General features: G+C 70.1%; 11 protein-coding genes and 5 pseudogenes. 9 read left to right on the top strand and 7 right to left on the bottom strand.

What is annotated here, in order from left to right:
• Position 1: 1 nt before the first annotated feature.
• From AAF143_RS08605 to AAF143_RS08595, 3 pseudogenes are all read right to left on the bottom strand, one after another.
• Positions 2-936 (bottom strand): annotated as a pseudogene (locus AAF143_RS08605) (DNA polymerase III subunit delta').
• Positions 929-1,609 (bottom strand): annotated as a pseudogene (tmk, locus tag AAF143_RS08600) (dTMP kinase). Before tmk ends, AAF143_RS08605 begins: the two co-directional pseudogenes overlap by 8 nt.
• Before the next feature lie 55 nt (positions 1,610-1,664).
• Positions 1,665-3,979, bottom strand: a pseudogene (locus tag AAF143_RS08595) (heavy metal translocating P-type ATPase).
• Between the two features lie 181 nt (positions 3,980-4,160).
• Here AAF143_RS08595 and AAF143_RS08590 point away from each other — a divergent pair.
• Positions 4,161-4,682 carry a photosystem I assembly protein Ycf3 gene (locus AAF143_RS08590; protein WP_255008185.1) on the top strand — a complete coding sequence of 174 codons (522 nt, stop codon included), beginning with the start codon at positions 4,161-4,163 and terminating at the stop codon, positions 4,680-4,682.
• 27 nt (positions 4,683-4,709) lie between these two features.
• Here the strand turns inward: AAF143_RS08590 and radA are convergent.
• Positions 4,710-6,183, bottom strand: a pseudogene (gene radA / locus AAF143_RS08585) (DNA repair protein RadA).
• Positions 6,184-6,310: 127 nt separating this feature from the next.
• Between radA and rpaB the strand changes: the two are divergent.
• The 5 genes and pseudogenes from rpaB to AAF143_RS08560 all read left to right on the top strand — a co-directional run bounded on the left by rpaB (position 6,311) and on the right by AAF143_RS08560 (position 11,204).
• Entirely contained in the window at positions 6,311-7,027 is a 717-nt protein-coding gene (gene rpaB, locus AAF143_RS08580) for a response regulator transcription factor RpaB (RefSeq protein WP_414026909.1), read from the top strand.
• Positions 7,008-8,412 (top strand): annotated as a pseudogene (gene plsX / locus AAF143_RS08575) (phosphate acyltransferase PlsX). Before rpaB ends, plsX begins: the two are co-directional and overlap by 20 nt.
• A 96-nt stretch (positions 8,413-8,508) precedes the next feature.
• The gene (locus tag AAF143_RS08570) at positions 8,509-9,501 is read left to right on the top strand and encodes a beta-ketoacyl-ACP synthase III (RefSeq protein ID WP_255008229.1); all 993 of its coding nucleotides are present in this window, start codon (positions 8,509-8,511) and stop codon (positions 9,499-9,501) included.
• A gap of 45 nt (positions 9,502-9,546) precedes the next feature.
• Positions 9,547-10,446, top strand: coding sequence for an ACP S-malonyltransferase (gene fabD, locus AAF143_RS08565; RefSeq protein WP_255008180.1), 900 nt, complete (start codon positions 9,547-9,549; stop codon positions 10,444-10,446).
• Between the two features lie 35 nt (positions 10,447-10,481).
• The gene (locus AAF143_RS08560; RefSeq protein WP_255008227.1) at positions 10,482-11,204 is read left to right on the top strand and encodes a lysophospholipid acyltransferase family protein; all 723 of its coding nucleotides are present in this window, start codon (positions 10,482-10,484) and stop codon (positions 11,202-11,204) included.
• On the opposite strand, the gene tsaB is transcribed toward AAF143_RS08560, so the two are convergent.
• The gene (gene tsaB / locus AAF143_RS08555; RefSeq protein ID WP_414026792.1) at positions 11,098-12,366 is read right to left on the bottom strand and encodes a tRNA (adenosine(37)-N6)-threonylcarbamoyltransferase complex dimerization subunit type 1 TsaB; all 1,269 of its coding nucleotides are present in this window, start codon (positions 12,364-12,366) and stop codon (positions 11,098-11,100) included. The two genes, AAF143_RS08560 and tsaB, sit on opposite strands and share 107 nt — an antisense overlap.
• Positions 12,367-12,386: 20 nt before the next feature.
• Positions 12,387-12,638 carry a Ycf34 family protein gene (locus tag AAF143_RS08550; protein WP_255008176.1) on the bottom strand — a complete coding sequence of 84 codons (252 nt, stop codon included), beginning with the start codon at positions 12,636-12,638 and terminating at the stop codon, positions 12,387-12,389.
• Between AAF143_RS08550 and AAF143_RS08545 the strand changes: the two genes are divergently transcribed.
• The 3 genes from AAF143_RS08545 (at position 12,637) to AAF143_RS08535 (ending at position 15,363) form a co-directional block, all read left to right on the top strand.
• Complete coding sequence (locus AAF143_RS08545) at positions 12,637-13,785, top strand: CCA tRNA nucleotidyltransferase (protein WP_414026791.1); 1,149 nt, start codon at positions 12,637-12,639, stop codon at positions 13,783-13,785. The two genes, AAF143_RS08550 and AAF143_RS08545, sit on opposite strands and share 2 nt — an antisense overlap.
• Positions 13,786-14,068: 283 nt before the next feature.
• Positions 14,069-14,491 carry an RNA recognition motif domain-containing protein gene (locus AAF143_RS08540; protein WP_255008171.1) on the top strand — a complete coding sequence of 141 codons (423 nt, stop codon included), beginning with the start codon at positions 14,069-14,071 and terminating at the stop codon, positions 14,489-14,491.
• 26 nt (positions 14,492-14,517) lie between these two features.
• A complete protein-coding gene (locus AAF143_RS08535; RefSeq protein ID WP_414026790.1) occupies positions 14,518-15,363 on the top strand; it encodes an alpha/beta fold hydrolase in 846 nt (281 codons plus the stop codon).
• Between the two features lie 102 nt (positions 15,364-15,465).
• On the opposite strand, the gene AAF143_RS08530 is transcribed toward AAF143_RS08535, so the two are convergent.
• Positions 15,466-16,395 carry a phytoene synthase gene (locus AAF143_RS08530; protein ID WP_409995628.1) on the bottom strand — a complete coding sequence of 310 codons (930 nt, stop codon included), beginning with the start codon at positions 16,393-16,395 and terminating at the stop codon, positions 15,466-15,468.

The following is a 16,395-nucleotide window of genomic DNA, read 5'->3' as shown; positions in this document are numbered from 1 at the left end:
GTCAGCCCAGCAAGGCCACTTCCCAGGCCAGACGCGGTTGCACGTAGGCCCTGAGCTGGGAACGCAGCTGCTCCAGGCGCCGCTGACGCTGGATCGAGGCGGTCCGGCGCCAGAGCTGAAGCTGCCACCAGTCGAGCAGCCAGAGCTGCTGCTCCCCATCCAGGGCCTCAGTGAGGTCGCGGGCCAGGGCCAGGGCCTCCATCGGGTCGCTGGACAGGGCCAGCAGGCGGTCCGCCAGGCCCTCGGGCAACTGGTTCCACTGCTCCCTGTGCCGCAGAAGCGCCCCCGGTGAGCCAGCGGCCAGCTCCAGCAGACCCGGGGGCTCCGAGATCGCCCCGGCTGGGGAGCCCAGTGCCTGCAGAACCTCGTCCATGGCCAGGGGATCCAGGCGGGAGAAGGGGATCGCCTGGCAACGGGAACGGATCGTGCTCAGCAACCGGTCGGGGGCCGCCGTGAGCAGCAGCAGCAGGCCGCCACCGGGCTCTTCGAGGGTCTTGAGCAGGGCGTTGGCCGCCCCCTCGGCCATCGCCTCCACCGCCTCGATCACCACCAGGACACGGTTGGCCTCCAGGGGCCGGCGGGCCAGAAAACCGCCCACGGCGCGCACCTGCTCCAGCCGCAGCTGGGGGGCGCCCGCCGACTGACGCCGCGCTCGACCGCTTCGGAGGCCGGCACCAGTTCCCCCTGGTGCTGGTAGGTGGGCTCCACCCAGAGCAGGTCGGGGTGGTTGCCGGCCGCCAGTCGCCGGCGCACGGACTCGCTGCCCTGGGGGCCAGCCAGCACCCCTTCGAGAAAGCGCAGGGCCGCCTGGCGACGGCCAATGCCCTCGGGGCCACAGAACAGGTAGGCGGGGGCCAGCCGCTGACGTTCCAGGGCGGCCCGAAGAAAGGTCAGGGCCCGCTCCTGACCCACCAGCCCCGCAAACAGATCAGCCATGGCCGTCCCCCAGCGGCCCCGCCGGCCCCACCACCTCCGCCGTGACCGGTGGAGGCGAAGGCAGCGGAAACCGCTCCTGGAGCAGCTGACGGATCGCCGCGCTCACCTGCTCGGGCCCCTGGTCGGCCTCGATGCGGCGCCAGCCCCGCTCGTTGGCCAGCCGGGCGAACCCCCAGCCACCCGCTCCAGGAACGCCCCACCGGCCGATTCGATCCGATCCGCCGGCCGGTGACCCCGGCGCTGCAGCGAGCGCTCCAGGGGCAGATCCAGCCAGAGGGTGAGATCAGCCACCAAACCGCCCGTGGCGAGGGCCTCCAGGGCGCTGATCCACTCAGACGGCAGCCCCCGGCCATCGCCCTGGTAGGCGGCGGTGGAGCCCACGAAGCGGTCGCTGAGCACCCAATCGCCGGCCGCCAGGGCCGGCTCGATCCGTTGGCGCACATGCTGGGCCCGATCGGCGGCATAGAGCAGCAGCTCAGCCAAGGGATCCGGCGTCGCCTCTCCGGGGGTGCAGCAGCAGCTCCCGCAGGGCCAGCCCGAGGGCCGTGCCACCGGGCTCCCGGGTCACCACCAGGGAGGCCCCGGGGGCCATCAGACCACTGGCCGGAAGCCAGTGCCGGAGGGCTTCGAGCTGGGTGGTCTTGCCGCAGCCATCAATGCCCTCGAGCACCAGAAACCTCCCCGGACCGCAGGAGACCCCACGCTCCCGTGCTCACCCATGGCCTCGCTCATGCCAGACGGGGCCGCAGCAACAGGGCGTTGACCACCACCGTGATCGAACTGCTGGCCATCAGCAGGGCGGCCAGGGGAGGCGAGAGCAGGATTCCGAAGGCCGGCAGCAGCACACCGGCGGCGATCGGCAGCACGATCAGGTTGTAGCCGAAGGCCCAGGCCAGGTTCTGACGCACCTTGGCCATGGTGGAGCGGGCCAGCCCCAGGGCGAGCGCCACCCCCTCGAGGCGCTCCCCGAGGATCACCAGATCGGCCGTGTCCTGGGCGATCTGGGTGCCATTGCCGACGGCGATGCCCAGGTCGGCGGCGGCAAGCGCCGGGGTGTCGTTGATGCCATCTCCCACCATCGCCACCGGCCCCCGTTCCCTGGCGGCCATGATCCGCTCCAACTTCTGCTCCGGCCGCAGCTCCCAGGCCAAGGCATCGACCGGCAGTCCAAGGTGAGCGGCCAACTGGCGCACGGGCTGTTCGCGATCGCCGCTGAGCACCCCGAGCTCCAGGCCCTGGCGCCGCAGTTCCGCCAGGGTGGAAGCGGCATCGGGGCGGGGCTGGTCTTCGACGGCCACCAGCCCCAGCAGCCGCGGGCCCTCGGCCACCGCCAACACCGTGGCCCCCAGGCGCTCCAACTGATCGCGTCGCTGCTCCAGCTCCGGGTCGAGCACCAGGCCCACCTCCCTCAGCCAGCCGGGTCGACCGACCCGGGCGGTGCCCGCCAGAGCATCGATCGTGCCCTCCACCCCCTGCCCGGCGAGGGTGTGGCTGGAGGTCACCGCGAGCAGGCTCAACTGACGCACCTGGGCCTCCTGGAGCAGGGCATGGGCGAAGGGATGGCGGGTCTGTCGCTCCAGGCTGGCGGCGATCTGCACCAGGCGATCAGCCTCCACGCCAGGGGCTGCCTCCACGGCCGTCACCAGCGGACGCCCCAGGGTGAGGGTGCCGGTCTTGTCGAACAGCATCACCTGCACCCGGGCCGCCCTTTCGATCACATCGCCGCCCCTGAACAGCACACCGGAGCGGGCCGCCAGGCCCGTGCCCACGGTGATCGCCGTGGGGGTGGCCAGACCGAGGGCACAGGGGCAGGCCACCACCAGCACCGCGATCGCCAGCTGCAGCGCCAGGGCGGCGGGGGTCGTGGCCATGGCCCCGAGCACGGCATGGCCCGCCTGCATTCCGCCCGCCCCGTGGAAGCCGTGGGCCGAGAACGCCGGTGCCGCCAGCAGCACCTGGGGCCAGAGCGCCGCGCCCCAGAGCCACCAGAACAGGAAGGTGGCGGCGGCCAGGGCCAGCACCACCACGCTGAAGCGACCGGCCACCCGATCAGCCAGCCCCTGGATCGGTGCCTTGCGGGCCTGGGCCTCCTCCACCAGCCGGATGATCCGGGCCAGGGCGGTGTCGGCGCCGGAGCACTCCACGTCGAGCTCCAGGGGCGCCTCCAGATTCAGGCTGCCGGCAGCCAGGGAGGACCCCGGGGCGGCCATCAGCGGCAGGGGCTCGCCGGTGAGGCTCGACACATCCACGGCCGAATGGCCTGAGTGCACCAGGCCGTCCACGGGCACCCGATCGCCGGGCAGGATCCGCAGCCGGTCCCCGGGCCGCAAGCCACCCACCCGCACCAGACGCGGTTCTCCGCCATCGAGCAGCAACAGGGCGGTGTCGGGCTGCAGGGCCGCCAGTTGCTCGAGGGAGCGGCCGGTGCGGTAGCGGGCCCGCTCCTCCAGAAAACGCCCCAGCAGCACGAAGCCCAGAAGCATCACCGGCTCGTTGAAGAAGCACTGCCAGCCCAGGGCGGGCCAGAGGAAAGCCCCCAGGCTGGCCAGGTAGGAACTGCCCATGCCCAGCCCCACCAGGGTGTCCATGCTCGGCACGCCCGCCAGGGCCCCCGGGCCCCGGCCACAAGAATGGAGCGGCCTGGCCCCGCCAGGGCCACGGTGGCCACGAGGGCATGGAACGGGATCTCCGCCAACAGGGGCACCCCCAGCTGACCCGATTCCGCCAGGTGCCCCGCCACCGAGACCAGCAGCAGGGCCAGGGCCACCACCAGCTGGCGCCACTGCTCCCACCAGTGCAGGCGTTGGCGGCGTTCCTGCGGGCTGGGTGAATCCAGGTCGCGGTTGCGGAGCTTGGCGGTGTACCCCAGGCCCCCCAGGCTGGCGATCACCGCTGGCAGCGGATCGCTGGCGCCAGCGTCGGCGCGTGGGGGATCAAGGCCCACCCAGGCCGTGCGGGTGAGCAGGTTGACACTCACCTGGGCCACCCCGGGCTGCTCCAGCAGCCGCTGTTCCACCGCCCGCACACAACCGCCGCACTTCATCCCCTCCACCTCCAACAGCAGGGGTTCGATCTCCCCAGGCGTCTGGATGTCCAGGGCGGAAGCCAGGAAACCGGTGGCGCGGCCAGTGGGGGCAGGCAGGCGGATCGGAGTTTCGGCAGAGGCCGCAAGGTTAGGGAGCCGAGCGGGGGTGAGGATGGGGGGACCTCCACGACCCTTCGCCGTGCCACGCAGTCAACGCAATGACAACTTCATCGACAAGAGCTTCACGGTCATGGCCGACTTGATCGTGAAGCTGATGCCGATCAGTTCCAGGGCCAAGGAGGCCTACATCTATTACAAAGATGGACTCTCCGCCCAGGGCGATGGGGACTACGCCGAGGCCTTGGACAACTACGAAGAGGCCCTGAAGCTGGAGGATGACCCCATCGACCGCGGCGAGATCTTCAAGAACATGGCGATCATCTTCATGAGCAATGGCGAAGAGGAGAAGTCACTCGGCTACTACGCCAAGTCTTTGGAGGAAAACCCAAACTCTCCTTCCTGCCTCAAAAACATGGGTCTGATCTATGAGAAGTGGGGCCGTCTCGCCCAGGAAGAGGGGGATCAGGATTCGGCTGATCGCTGGCTCGACAAGGCCGCGGACCTCTGGGGCCGCGCCGTGCGCCTCTACCCGGGCGGTTACCTGGAAATCGAGAACTGGCTCAAGTCCTCCGGCCGCAGCAACGTCGACGTCTACTTCTGAAGCTCAGGCTCATTCCAAAGCCAAGGCTCAATCGTCGCCGGCGGGAGTCTCCCCCAGGGCGGCCACCAGCGCCTCGGCGATGGTGGCCGCCTCCAGCAGCTGCAGCTCCAGCAACGCTGCCATCGGCCCCAGGCCGCTGCCCGGGGCACCACCGCCCGGCGGAACCCCAGCCGCGCCGCCTCCTGAAGCCGCAGTTCCAACTGCCCCACCGGCCGCAGCTGGCCGCCGAGCCCCAATTCGCCCACCAGCACCGTGCCTGGCGGCAGGGTGAGGTCGCGGCTGCTGGCCACCACCGCCGCGGCCACCCCCAGATCCGCCGCCGGCTCCTCCACCTCCAGCCCCCCGCCACCGCCAGGTAGCAATCAAAGCGGGACAGGGGCAACCCCAGGTGCTTCTCGAGCACCGCCAGGATCTGGTGCAGCCGGTTGGTGCCGATGCCGGTGGCCGTGCGCCGGGGGCTGGCGTAGCTGGTGGTGCTCACCAGGGCCTGCAGCTCCACCACCAGAGGCCGGGTGCCCTCGCAGGCCACGATCGTGGCCGTGCCGGCGGTGAGTTCCTCACTCCCCAGGAACAGCTCACTGGGGTTGCTGACCTCCACCAGGCCCCGGTCACGCATCTCGAACACCCCCAGTTCATGGGTGGCGCCGAAGCGGTTCTTCACGGCCCGCAGCAACCGGTGACTGGCGAGAGCGGTCGCCCTCGAAGGTGAGCACGGCATCCACCAGGTGCTCGAGCACCTTGGGGCCCGCCAGCATTCCCTCCTTGGTCACGTGACCCACTAGCAGCATGGCCGTGTCCTGGCGCTTGGCGATCCGGGCCAGGGCGGCGGCGCAGTCGCGCACCTGGGCCACCGAGCCCGGAGCGCTGCTGAGCTCCCCGTCGTGCAGGGCCTGGATGCTGTCGATCACGGCCACCGCCGGCCGCAGGGCCTCAAGTTCCTGCAGCACATGATCCAGGTCGGTTTCAGCCAGCAGCTGCAGGCCCGAACCCGCCTCGGCTGGCTCGGGGCTGGGTGAAGGGGCCGCCGGGTCGGCCCCGGCCGCCGAAAGCGGCTCCCCCAGCCGCCGCCAGCGCAGCTTGACCTGCTGGGCCGACTCCTCGGCGCTCACATAGAGCACGGAATGGCGACGGGCCATCACCTCGGCGCACTGCAGCAGCAGGGTGCTCTTACCGATGCCCGGATCACCCCCACCAGCACCATGGAGCCAGGCACCAGACCGCCCCCCAGCACTCGATCGAGCTCGTCGTAGCCACTGCTCAGGCGCTGGAAGGCCCCCTCCCCAACGCTGTGAATCGGCAGCGATCGGCGCGGGCGGCCGGGTTCGCCAGGGTCGACGCCAGGGCCGCCGCTGGGGGCCGGGCGCCGCCGCCGACCATCCACCGCGGGGGCGGTTTGCTCCACCAGGCTGTTCCAGCTGCCACAGGCGGAACAGCGGCCAAAGAACTGGCGCGACTGGGCTCCGCAGCTCTGGCAGACGTAGGTGGTGGTGGGGCGGGCCAAGCTGGGTGTATGAAGATTGGTGGTATTCGGTGAACCTGTGACCCTTCGGAGCTTTTCAGTGGTGCCACCGGTTGTAACGCTGACCTCGCCGCGATGACGGCTACCCCCCGCCCCCGCCAAGGGAACCATCCTCGTCGTCGACGACGAGGCGAGCATCCGCCGGATCCTGGAAACCAGGCTGACGATGATCGGGTACCACGTGATCACCGCCAGCGATGGCGTCGAAGCCCTTGAGGCCTTCCACCGGGTCACCCCCGACCTTGTGGTGCTCGACGTGATGATGCCGAAACTCGACGGCTACGGCGTCTGCCAGGAGCTGCGCAAGGAATCGGACGTCCCGATCGTGATGCTCACCGCCCTGGGCGACGTGGCCGACCGGATCACCGGCCTGGAGCTCGGCGCCGACGACTACGTGGTCAAGCCCTTCAGCCCCAAGGAGCTCGAAGCGCGCATCCGTTGCGTGCTGCGGCGGGTGGACAAGGAGCAGGTGGCGGGCATCCCCAACTCCGGTTTGATCCTGGTGGGCGACCTGCGCATCGACACCAACAAGCGCCAGGTCTACCGGGGAGACGAGCGCATTCGGCTCACCGGCATGGAGTTCAGCCTGCTGGAGCTGCTGGTCAGCAAGTCGGGCGAGCCCTTCAGCCGCGGCGAGATCCTCAAGGAGGTGTGGGGCTACACCCCCGAGCGTCACGTGGACACCCGAGTGGTGGATGTCCACATCTCGCGGCTGCGCTCCAAACTGGAGGATGATCCAGCGAACCCCGAGTTGATCCTCACGGCCCGGGGAACGGGATACCTGTTCCAGCGCATTGTCGATGCCGTTGCCTCCGAAGGAACCTGAGTCCAACCTTCCCAGCGCCCGCCGCGTGAAGCCCAACCGCGCGATCCGGCGGCTGGTGATCTGGTACCGCCGCAACGCCGCCGTCACCTCCCTGGTGGACTCGGCCACATCCGCCGCCAACACCGCTGGATCCGTCGCCGGCTCGGTGGCAGGGTCCATGGCCAACACCGCCGGTTCGGTGGCTGGATCGGTGGCCAACACGGCCGGATCCGTGGCCGGCTCGGTGCTGCACCCACTGGTGTTCGATCCCCTGCGGCGTCTGCAGCAGGGCCCCGGCGGTGGCGAGGTTCCGATCCTCGATGGGGAGCGCCTCTGGGTCGCCGTCGATGGCATGGGGGGCGACCACGCCCCCGGACCGATCCTGGAGGGCTGCCTGGAGGCGGTGCGACGCCTGCCCCTGCGCATCCGCTTCGTGGCCGAAACCGAACCCACCCGTCAGGCCGTGGCGGCGCTCGGATTGGAACGGGAGCTGCAGGGGGCCCAGGAGGCGGGCCTGATTGAGCTGGTGCCCAGCGGTCCCTCGGTGGGCATGCACGAGGAGGCCACCGTGGTGCGTCGCAAGCGCGACGCCAGCATCAACCTGGCCATGGACCTGGTGAAGGCCGGTGAGGCCCTGGCGGTCTATTCCGCTGGCAACTCCGGGGCGGTGATGGCCTCGGCGATCTTCCGGCTGGGGCGCCTGGCGGGCATCGACCGGCCGGCGATCGGGGCTCTGTTCCCCACCAAGGACCCCGCCCGCTCGGTGCTGGTGCTGGATGTGGGCGCCAACACAGATTCCAAGCCCGCCTGGCTGCATCAGTTCGCCCTGCTGGGCAGCATCTACAGCCGCGACGTGCTGCAGGTGAACCAGCCCCGGGTGGGCCTGCTCAACATCGGCGAAGAGGAGAGCAAGGGCAACGAGCTCGCCCAGCGCACCTTCGCGCTGCTGGCCGAGGAGCCGAGGCTGCGCTTCGCCGGCAACTGCGAGGGCCGCGACGTGCTCTCCGGCGACTTCGACGTGGTGGTCTGCGACGGCTTCCACCGGCAACGTGTTGCTGAAGTTCCTCGAATCGGTGGGCAGCGTCCTGCTCGATGTGCTGCGGGCCGAACTGCCCCGGGGAAGGCGGGGCAAGGTGGGCTCCGCCTTCCTGCGCTCCAACCTGGTGCGCATCAAGAAACGCCTCGACCACGCCGAGCACGGTGGTGCGCTGCTGCTCGGCGTCAACGGCATCTGCGTGATCGGCCATGGCAGCAGCAAAGCGCTCTCGGTGGTGAGTGCCCTGCGGCTGGCCCACTCGGCCGCCAACCATGGCGTCATGGACGATCTGCTCAAGCTCAGCGCCGAGTCCAGCGCGCTCGCCTCGGCCACCAGCACCGGCAGGCCAGCCACCACAAGCCCCGCTTGAGCTCGGCGCCCGAGGCCGGCCCCTGGGGCCGTCGCCTGTGATTGACTGACGCGATCTGGGTCGGATCAGGTGTCGCTCGGCCAACGGGGCTCAGGGATGGCACTGGTGGGCTGCGGCCGCGGGCTGCCCCGCCACAGCCTCAGCAACGACGACCTGAGCCGGCGGGTCGAGACGAACGACGAATGGATCCGCAGCCGCACGGGCATCGGCGCCCGGCGGGTGGCGGGTCCCGGCGAATCGCTCACCAGCCTCTCGCTCGAAGCCGCCCGCGGGGCCCTCGCCCACGCCGGCTGGGAGGCCGATGAGCTCGATCTGATCCTGCTGGCCACCTCCAGCCCCGATGACCTGTTCGGCAGCGCCCCACGCCTCCAGGGGCTGCTGGGGGCCCACCGGGCCGTGGCCTTCGATCTCACCGCAGCCTGCAGCGGCTTCCTGTTTGCCCTGGTGACCGTCAGCCAGTACATCCGCGCCGGCAACGCACGGCGGGCCCTGGTGATCGGCGCCGATCAACTCAGCCGCTGGGTCGACTGGGACGACCGTCGCACCTGTGTGCTCTTCGGCGACGGGGCCGCCGCGGTGGCCGTGGAGGCCTGCGCTCCGGAAGCCGACGGGCTGCTGGGGTTCCGCATGCGCTCCGACGGCCGCAAAGCCGATTGCCTCACCCTGGCCCAGCGCAGCGAGCGCCTTCCCCTGGTGGGGGAGGTCACCGCCCAGGTGGGCGGATTCGAGCCGATCGCCATGAACGGCAAGGAGGTCTACAAATTCGCCGTGCGGGAAGTGCCCGCCATGCTCCAGGAGTTGCTGGACGAAACCGGCACCAGCGCCGAGCAGCTCGACTGGCTGCTGCTGCACCAGGCCAACCAGCGCATCCTCGACGCCGTGGCCGAGCGCTTCGCGATCCCCCACGACCGCGTGCTCAGCAACCTGGCCGCCTACGGCAACACCTCGGCCGCCACGATCCCGCTGATGCTGCAGGAGGCTGTGGCCGATGGCCGGGTGCAGCCCGGTCACCTGCTGGCCAGCAGCGGCTTCGGCGCCGGCCTGAGCTGGGGGGCGGCCCTGCTGCGTTGGCAGGGGCCCCAGGGCTGAGGCGGCCGCCACCTACGCTCCAGCCCAGCCGCTTCCTGCGCGTCCATGGGCATCGCCTGGGTCTTTCCCGGTCAGGGGTCGCAGAAGCTGGGTATGGCCGCTCCGCTGTTGGATCTCCCTGGCGCCCTGGGGCGCTTCGAGCAGGCCTCCCAGCTGCTGGGCCGCGATCTGCTCGCCATCGTCAGCGGTGAGGGGCTGGAGCAGACCGGCGAACCCAGCGATCTCAACGACACCCGCAACACCCAGCCGGCGCTGTTCGTGATCGAGAGCCTGCTGGTGGATGCCCTCAAGGACCAGGGGCGCAGCGCCCAGCTGGTGGCGGGCCACAGCCTGGGTGAGCTGGTGGCCCTCTACGCCGCCGGCGTGTTCGATGCCGCCACCGGTCTGGCCCTGATGCAGCGCCGCAGTGAGCTGATGGCCGCCGCCGGTGGTGGAGCCATGACCGCCCTGATCGGCTTCGATCGCGGCGAGTTGGAGGCGCTGGTGGCCAGCACCGAGGGGGTGGTGATCGCCAATGACAACAGCGCCGCCCAGGTGGTGATCTCCGGCACACCGGAGGCGGTGGCGGCCGTCAGCGGCCAGGTGCGCAGCAAGCGGGCCGTGCCCCTGGCCGTGTCCGGGGCCTTCCACTCCCCCTTCATGGCCGAGGCCGCAAGCGCCTTCTCGGAGCTTCTCGAGCAGGTGCCCTTCGCCGACGCCACCATCCCCGTGCTCAGCAACACCGATCCCACCCCCGCCACCAGCGGCGCCGTGCTCAAGGAACGCCTGCGCCGGCAGATGGTGAGCGGTGTGCGCTGGCGCGAAACGATGGATCGGTTGGGCGCCGAGGGCATCAGCACCGTGGTGGAGATCGGCCCGGGCAACGTGCTCAGTGGACTGATCAAGCGCAGCCTCGAGGGGGTCACCGTGGCGCAGATCGCCGGCAGCGACGATCTGGGGCTGTGAGGGAAAGCTTCCGCCGTCTGGGGCGCCGCCGTCGGGTGAGTGAGCCACCGTTGCTGTTGACGCCGCGGCCGAGCATCACCTACCAGCTGATCAGCTACCTGCTGGTGTTTCCAGTGTTTCGGCTGCTGTTTCGGGGCCGGATCCTCGGCAAGGCCCAGGTGCCCCAGGAGGGGGCGCTGGTGGTGGTGGCCAACCACGGCTCCCACCTGGACCCGCCCCTGCTAGGCCATGCCCTGGGGCGGCCGGTGGCGTTCATGGCCAAGGCCGAATTGTTCCGGGTGCCGCTGCTGGGCCAGATCATCCGTGCCTGCGGCGCCTACCCGGTCAGCCGCGGAGCCAGTGATCGCGAGGCGATCCGCACCGCCACCGACCGCCTGGAGGAGGGCTGGGCCACAGGTGTATTCATCGATGGCAGCCGCCAGGCGGACGGTCGGGTGAACGCTCCACTGCCGGGGGCGGCGCTGCTGGCGGCCCGGGCCGGGGTGCCCCTGCTGCCGGTGGCCATCTTGAACAGCCACCGGGCCCTGGGCACGGGCCAGAGCTGGCCTCGGCTGGTGCCGATCCAGATCCGCATCGGCACGCCAATCCCGCCGCCGGCCTCAAGGCGCCGGGCCGATCTCGATGTGACCACCGCCGCCGTCCAGGCCCAGATCAATGCCCTGCTGGACCTGGGCCTGCTGACTGGAGCAGAGCCCCGAGCGGCCTTGCCCCCCACGTCCGCACGTCCCGACCCGTCAGCACCCACACCAGGGCCCTGAAACCATCCCCCCACACCTTGCGGCGCCCTTCCGGATGGCAGAGGTTGGCGCAGGGCACCGGCACCGGGGTGATCTGAATGCCGCGGCTGCCGGCCACGATCCGGCCAATCAGCAGCGCCCGGGGCATGTGGTCGCTGCTGGTGACCAGCAGCAGATGCCGGACGCGGGCACGCCTGAGCTCATCCACCAGGGAGGTGAAGTTGGTCAGGGTGTCACGGGCGCGGTAGTCGAGCTGGAACTGGCTGCGCCGCAGGCCCTCGTTGGCGAACAGCCACTGCGCATACTCGGGGTTGCTGCCACCGCTGACCACCACCGGCAGGCCGTAGCGGCGCGCCAGTCGGCCAGCCTCTTGCTCCCGGGCCACATCGCCCCCCAGCACCAGGATCATCTGGGGAGAGGGGGATGGGGCAGCCAGATCCCCCGGGACATCCAGAGCAGGGCCCCGGCCCCCAGGGCCAGCAGCCAGCGCCTGCCCCCCGTCGGCGGCGGCGCCGGGGGCTTGGAGCGATGGGTCCCGGGCCTGGGGGAGGCCGTCAAGGGCGCGGCTCCACGGGACTTGTGGGATAGAGGGGCAGAACGGCCTGCCAGGGGGCCGGCCGCTGGGCCCGCGCCGCCTCGGTGGCGATCTCCAGCAGCTGCACCGTGTCGGCCGCCGCTTCCACCCGCGCCTCCAGCCGCGGTCCTGCGGGGAGGTCCTGCTCAGAGGAGAAAAAGCGCGGGGCCTGGAGTTCCACCATCCCCCCGGATAGGCAGGGCCCGCTCCATAGCAACCGGCCACCAGCCCATGGCGGGGGAGGGTCTGCACCAGCACGAAGCGCTCCGCCGCTGCCCCTGGCACCCCCTGGGCCCGCAGGCGTCGGGCGATCAGAAGAAAACTGCCCACCCCATCGAGGGGGATGGCCAATTGCTGGGCCAGGGTGCGGGCCATCACCACCGTCAGCCGGGTGCCCGTGAAGCCGCCGGGGCCAATCGCCACCGCCAGCCGGCTGATCTCACGCCACCGGGAGGCCGGCAGGACCTGCTCCACGCAGGCGAACAGCTCGGTGGAGAGGGTTCGCCCCAGGGGAAATTCAGCCACGACGGGAGGCGCGACCGCGAGAGTGACGGTCGGCCACTCCTGCAGCCCCACGGCGAGGGTGTCGCTGGAGCTGTGAAGGGCCAACAACAAATCCGCCGTCCCGCTCATGAAGGCAGGCAAGCACCCGGGCGCAGCCCCTGCCAGCGGCCGGGCTCGGCGAGAAAGCTGGCGCAGGCGCGCACGTCCCATTCCACGCCGACGCCACCGGCGGGATGATCGATCACCTGGATGTGGATGCGGGGGTCCGTGGGCACCACATCGGGGGAAGCACTGAGATGGGGGACGCCATGCTGGCGCTCGACCGCGTGGTAGGCCTGGCAGCGGTCGACCCAGTGGCAATCCACGCAGATGCACATGCCGCCGCGCCCTCCGGAGGACCCCATTCTGGGGGCTGGGGCGGCCGCAGCGCTGTGGCAGGCGCTGGGGCCGGAGCGCTGGCCGCTGCCCTGGCAGGTGCTGCCGGAGGGAACGGCCCTGGTGGGGGGCGCCGTGCGCGATGGCCTGCTGGGGCGGCTGGGCCCCCGGCCCGATCTGGATCTGGTGGTGCGCGTTGAGGCGATCGACCTTTGCCGCCACCTGGCTGAGCGTTTAGGCGGCCAGGCGGTGGTGCTGGATCGGGAGCGCTCGATCGCCCGGCTGGTGATCCGCGGCTGGACCGTCGACCTGGCCCGCCAGGTGGGGGACACCCTCGAAGACGACCTGCGCCGCCGGGACTTCAGGATCAATGCCCTGGCCCTGCCTCTGGCCAATGAACCATCGCTGCTGGACCCCACCGGCGGCCTGGGGGATCTGAGCCGGCGTCAGGTGGTGGCCGTTGCCGAACAGAACCTGCTCGACGATCCGCTGCGGCTGCTGCGGGGACTGCGCCTCTCCAGCCAGCTCGACTTCGAGCTGGAGGAGCGCACCTGGAGCTGGATCCTCCTGCACCATGGCCTGCTGCAGGAGGTGGCCCCGGAGCGGGTGCTGGGCGAGCTGGAGAAACTGGCCGCCAGTCCCCTGGGGCACAGGGATCTCGAGTTGGCGCGCTGCAGCGGCCTGCTGGAGCCCTGGGTCAGCGGCGGTCCGGGGGCGGATCTGGCCGCACTCAGCCTTGGGCGGGCGCGCTCCTGCGGACTCAGCCCGCAGGAATCCCATGCCGCCTTGCCCCTGGCCCGCCTGGCCGCCCTGTTCGACAGTCCCGCCCTGGAGCGCTTGCGCAGCAGCCGAAAGCTGCAGGGGCGCTGCGGGCGACTGCGCCGCTGGTGTCAACGGCTGGGGGCCTCGGCCGATCAGGCCAAAGCTGAACTGGAAACGATGGAGGAGGCGGAGCGGCTGGCCCTGCACCGACAGCTTGAAGCGGATCTGCCCGCCCTGGCCCTGCAATTGCCCCCGGAGCTGGCTGAAGTCTGGATGGAGCGCTGGCGCGATCCGGGCGACCCCCTGTTCCACCCCAGGCCGCCCCTGGATGGAAGGGCCCTGCAGCGCGAGCTGGGCCTGAGCGCTTCCCCCTCCTGGGGGAGCTGATCGACCACCTCACCTCGGAGCGGGCCTTCGGTCGCATCGACGACCGCGCCGGGGCCCTGGAGGCGGCGAAACGGTGGCTGGCAAGACAGACAGATCCTGGATCACAGGGCCCCCGCCGTGATTAACTGCTTAGGCAAAGGCGAATCAAGCTGCCTGATCCAGGCTGAAGGATTCAGCTGGGCCCCATCCTTCGGGTCCCTCCCGGTCGCAGCGGCACATGTGCCTGCCCTGGGGCCCACCCTCCTTTGGCCATCCCCTACCTTTTCCCCCTTCCTTCCTCTCCATGAGCGTTCGTCTGTACGTCGGCAACCTGCCGCAGACCTTTGATTCCAAGGAGCTTGATGCTCTGTTCAGCGCCGTGGGCGAAGGGGTCCGTTTCAAGGCCGTGCAGGATCGGGAAACAGGCGCCAGCCGTGGTTTCGGCTTCGCCAACGTCGATGACGAGGCGATCGCCGACGCGGTGATCGATCAACTCAACGGCCGCGACTTCGGCGGCAACCCCCTGCGCATTGAGCGTTCCGAGCGCAAGGATGTGCGCCCCGGCACGGACCGTCGCCCCGGCGCCGCCCCCTCGACCGTGGCCCGCAAGGCGGTCAACAAGGTGGTGCACAGCGACAGCATCGAGGAAGGCGCCCCCGACCCCCGCTGGGCCGGCGAACTGGCCAAACTCAAGAACCTTCTGGCCACCCAGAAGGCGGCGGTCTGATCGATCGGCCGGACATTGGCGAGGAGATGACCACCGGCCCCTATCCCACAGGTTGGTGTCGCTCCTCGAAATGGGGCGACCATCAGATCAGCTTCATCGTCACCGGGGAGGCGCGGCAGGATCGCGCTTCGGTGGTTCTGATCCATGGATTCGGCGCCTGCAAGGAACACTGGCGCCACAACACCGCCGCCCTTGCCCGAGGCCGCCAGACCTTTGCCATCGACCTGCTCGGCTTCGGCTCCAGCAGCAAACCCAGCTCATGTCTCGACGGGGAAGCCTTGGTCCCTGGATCGATCCGTTATGGCATGGACCTCTGGGCTGAACAGGTGGTCGACTTCCTCAACGACCAGGGGGTCGCTCCGGTCCAGCTGGTGGGCAATTCGATCGGCGGTGTGGTGGCGCTCACCTGCGCCCGGCGCCTTGAGCAGCTGGGCCGACCGGCCCGTCAGGTGGTGCTGATCGACTGCGCCCAGCGGGCCCTCGACGACAAACGCCTCGCCAGCCAGCCGCTGCTGGCGCGCTGGGTGCGCCCCCTGCTCAAGAGCGTGGTGCGCCAGCGCTGGATCACCGGCCCCCTGTTCCGGACCCTGGCCTCCCCTGGGATGATCCGCAAGGTGCTGGAGGTGGCCTACCCGAGCGGAAAGAACATCGACGATCAACTGGTGGATCTGCTGCTGCAACCGGCCCGCGACCCCCAGGCACCGGAAGCCTTTCGAGGCTTCATCAATCTGTTCAATGACCGGCTTGCCCCCGATCTCCTCGCCGACCTCAGCACTCCGGTGCGGCTGATCTGGGGGAGGAGGACCCCTGGGAGCCGGTGGCGGAAGCCCGCCGCTGGCTGGCCTACCCGTCCGTCAAGGACATCGCGGTGATCCCGGGCCTGGGCCACTGCCCCCATGACGAAGCTCCCGAGCAAATCAACAGGATCCTCGACGATCTCCTGGAGCAAGGGGACCGCTGAGCCGGCCTGGGGGTCACCTCACCTGGGCGGTGAGATAAGAGAAGGGCAGATCGAGCAACTTTCCTGTCCTGGGCACATAGGCGCGATGGTTGAACACGTCGTAGTTGTGGCGTTCAATCACATCGAGAATGCCGCGATAGAGACGCAGAGACGCCCACACCGGCCAGCGGGCATCGGGGGCCAGCCAGCGCACCCCCTCCTCCGAACGGGCAAACCACTGCCTGGCCCGGCGCAGTTGAAAGGCCATCAGGTCGCGCCAGTTCTGGTTCAAGTTGCCCGCCATCAGATCGGCTTCGCTGTAGCCGAACCGCTCCAGCTCATCCTGGGGGAGATAGATACGACCACGGGCACGGTCCTCACCCACGTCCCGCAGGATGTTGGTGAGCTGGTTGGCGATGCCCAGGGCCACCGCCGCCTCGGACGTGTCCGGCCTGGAACTCCAGGGCGCCGTGGTGTAGGCCGAGTCGACGCCCATCACCTCCTGGGTCATCAGCCCCACCGTTCCCGCCACCCGGTAGCAGTAGAGCTCCAGTTCCTCGAAGCTCGCGTAGCGGTGCTGGAGGAGATCCATCCGCTGGCCCTCAATCATGTCGAGGTAGGGCTGAACGGGCTGGGGGAAGCGCTCCAGGGTGTCGACCATCACCCGGTCCAGCCCATCCCGCACCGTTCCATCGAACAGGGCCCGGGTGCGGACCTCCCAGCGATCGAGCCGATCCGAGAGCTCCTGGGCTGAAACGTGCTGGGCCTCCGGGCCGTCCATCAGCTCATCGGTGCGCCGGCACCAGACGTAGATGGCCCAGATCGCTCGCCGCTTGGCGGGCGGCATCAGCAGGGTGCCCAGATAGAAGGTCTTGGCCCATTCCGCCGTTTCCCGGCGGCAGGCTTCATAGGCCTGCTCCAGGCCCAGGGGGAGATTGTCAGTTCCAGGCAAGGGGGCCAGCAC

Source organism: Cyanobium sp. ATX-6F1, assembly GCF_047395825.1.
GTDB lineage: Bacteria > Cyanobacteriota > Cyanobacteriia > PCC-6307 > Cyanobiaceae > ATX-6F1.
The sequence above is the reverse complement of the archived record's forward strand: the minus strand, read 5'-3'. Positions and strand labels throughout refer to the sequence as shown.

What these genes read in the sequence shown, in the direction of transcription:
- AAF143_RS08570 (WP_255008229.1), top strand. Translation starts at nt 8,509, where the DNA reads ATGGCACTGGTGGGCTGCGGCCGCGGGCTGCCCCGCCACAGCCTCAGC.
- fabD (WP_255008180.1), top strand. Translation starts at nt 9,547, where the DNA reads ATGGGCATCGCCTGGGTCTTTCCCGGTCAGGGGTCGCAGAAGCTGGGT.
- AAF143_RS08545 (WP_414026791.1), top strand. Translation starts at nt 12,637, where the DNA reads ATGCCGCCGCGCCCTCCGGAGGACCCCATTCTGGGGGCTGGGGCGGCC.
- AAF143_RS08550 (WP_255008176.1), bottom strand. Translation starts at nt 12,638, where the DNA reads ATGTGCATCTGCGTGGATTGCCACTGGGTCGACCGCTGCCAGGCCTAC.
- AAF143_RS08540 (WP_255008171.1), top strand. Translation starts at nt 14,069, where the DNA reads ATGAGCGTTCGTCTGTACGTCGGCAACCTGCCGCAGACCTTTGATTCC.
- AAF143_RS08535 (WP_414026790.1), top strand. Translation starts at nt 14,518, where the DNA reads ATGACCACCGGCCCCTATCCCACAGGTTGGTGTCGCTCCTCGAAATGG.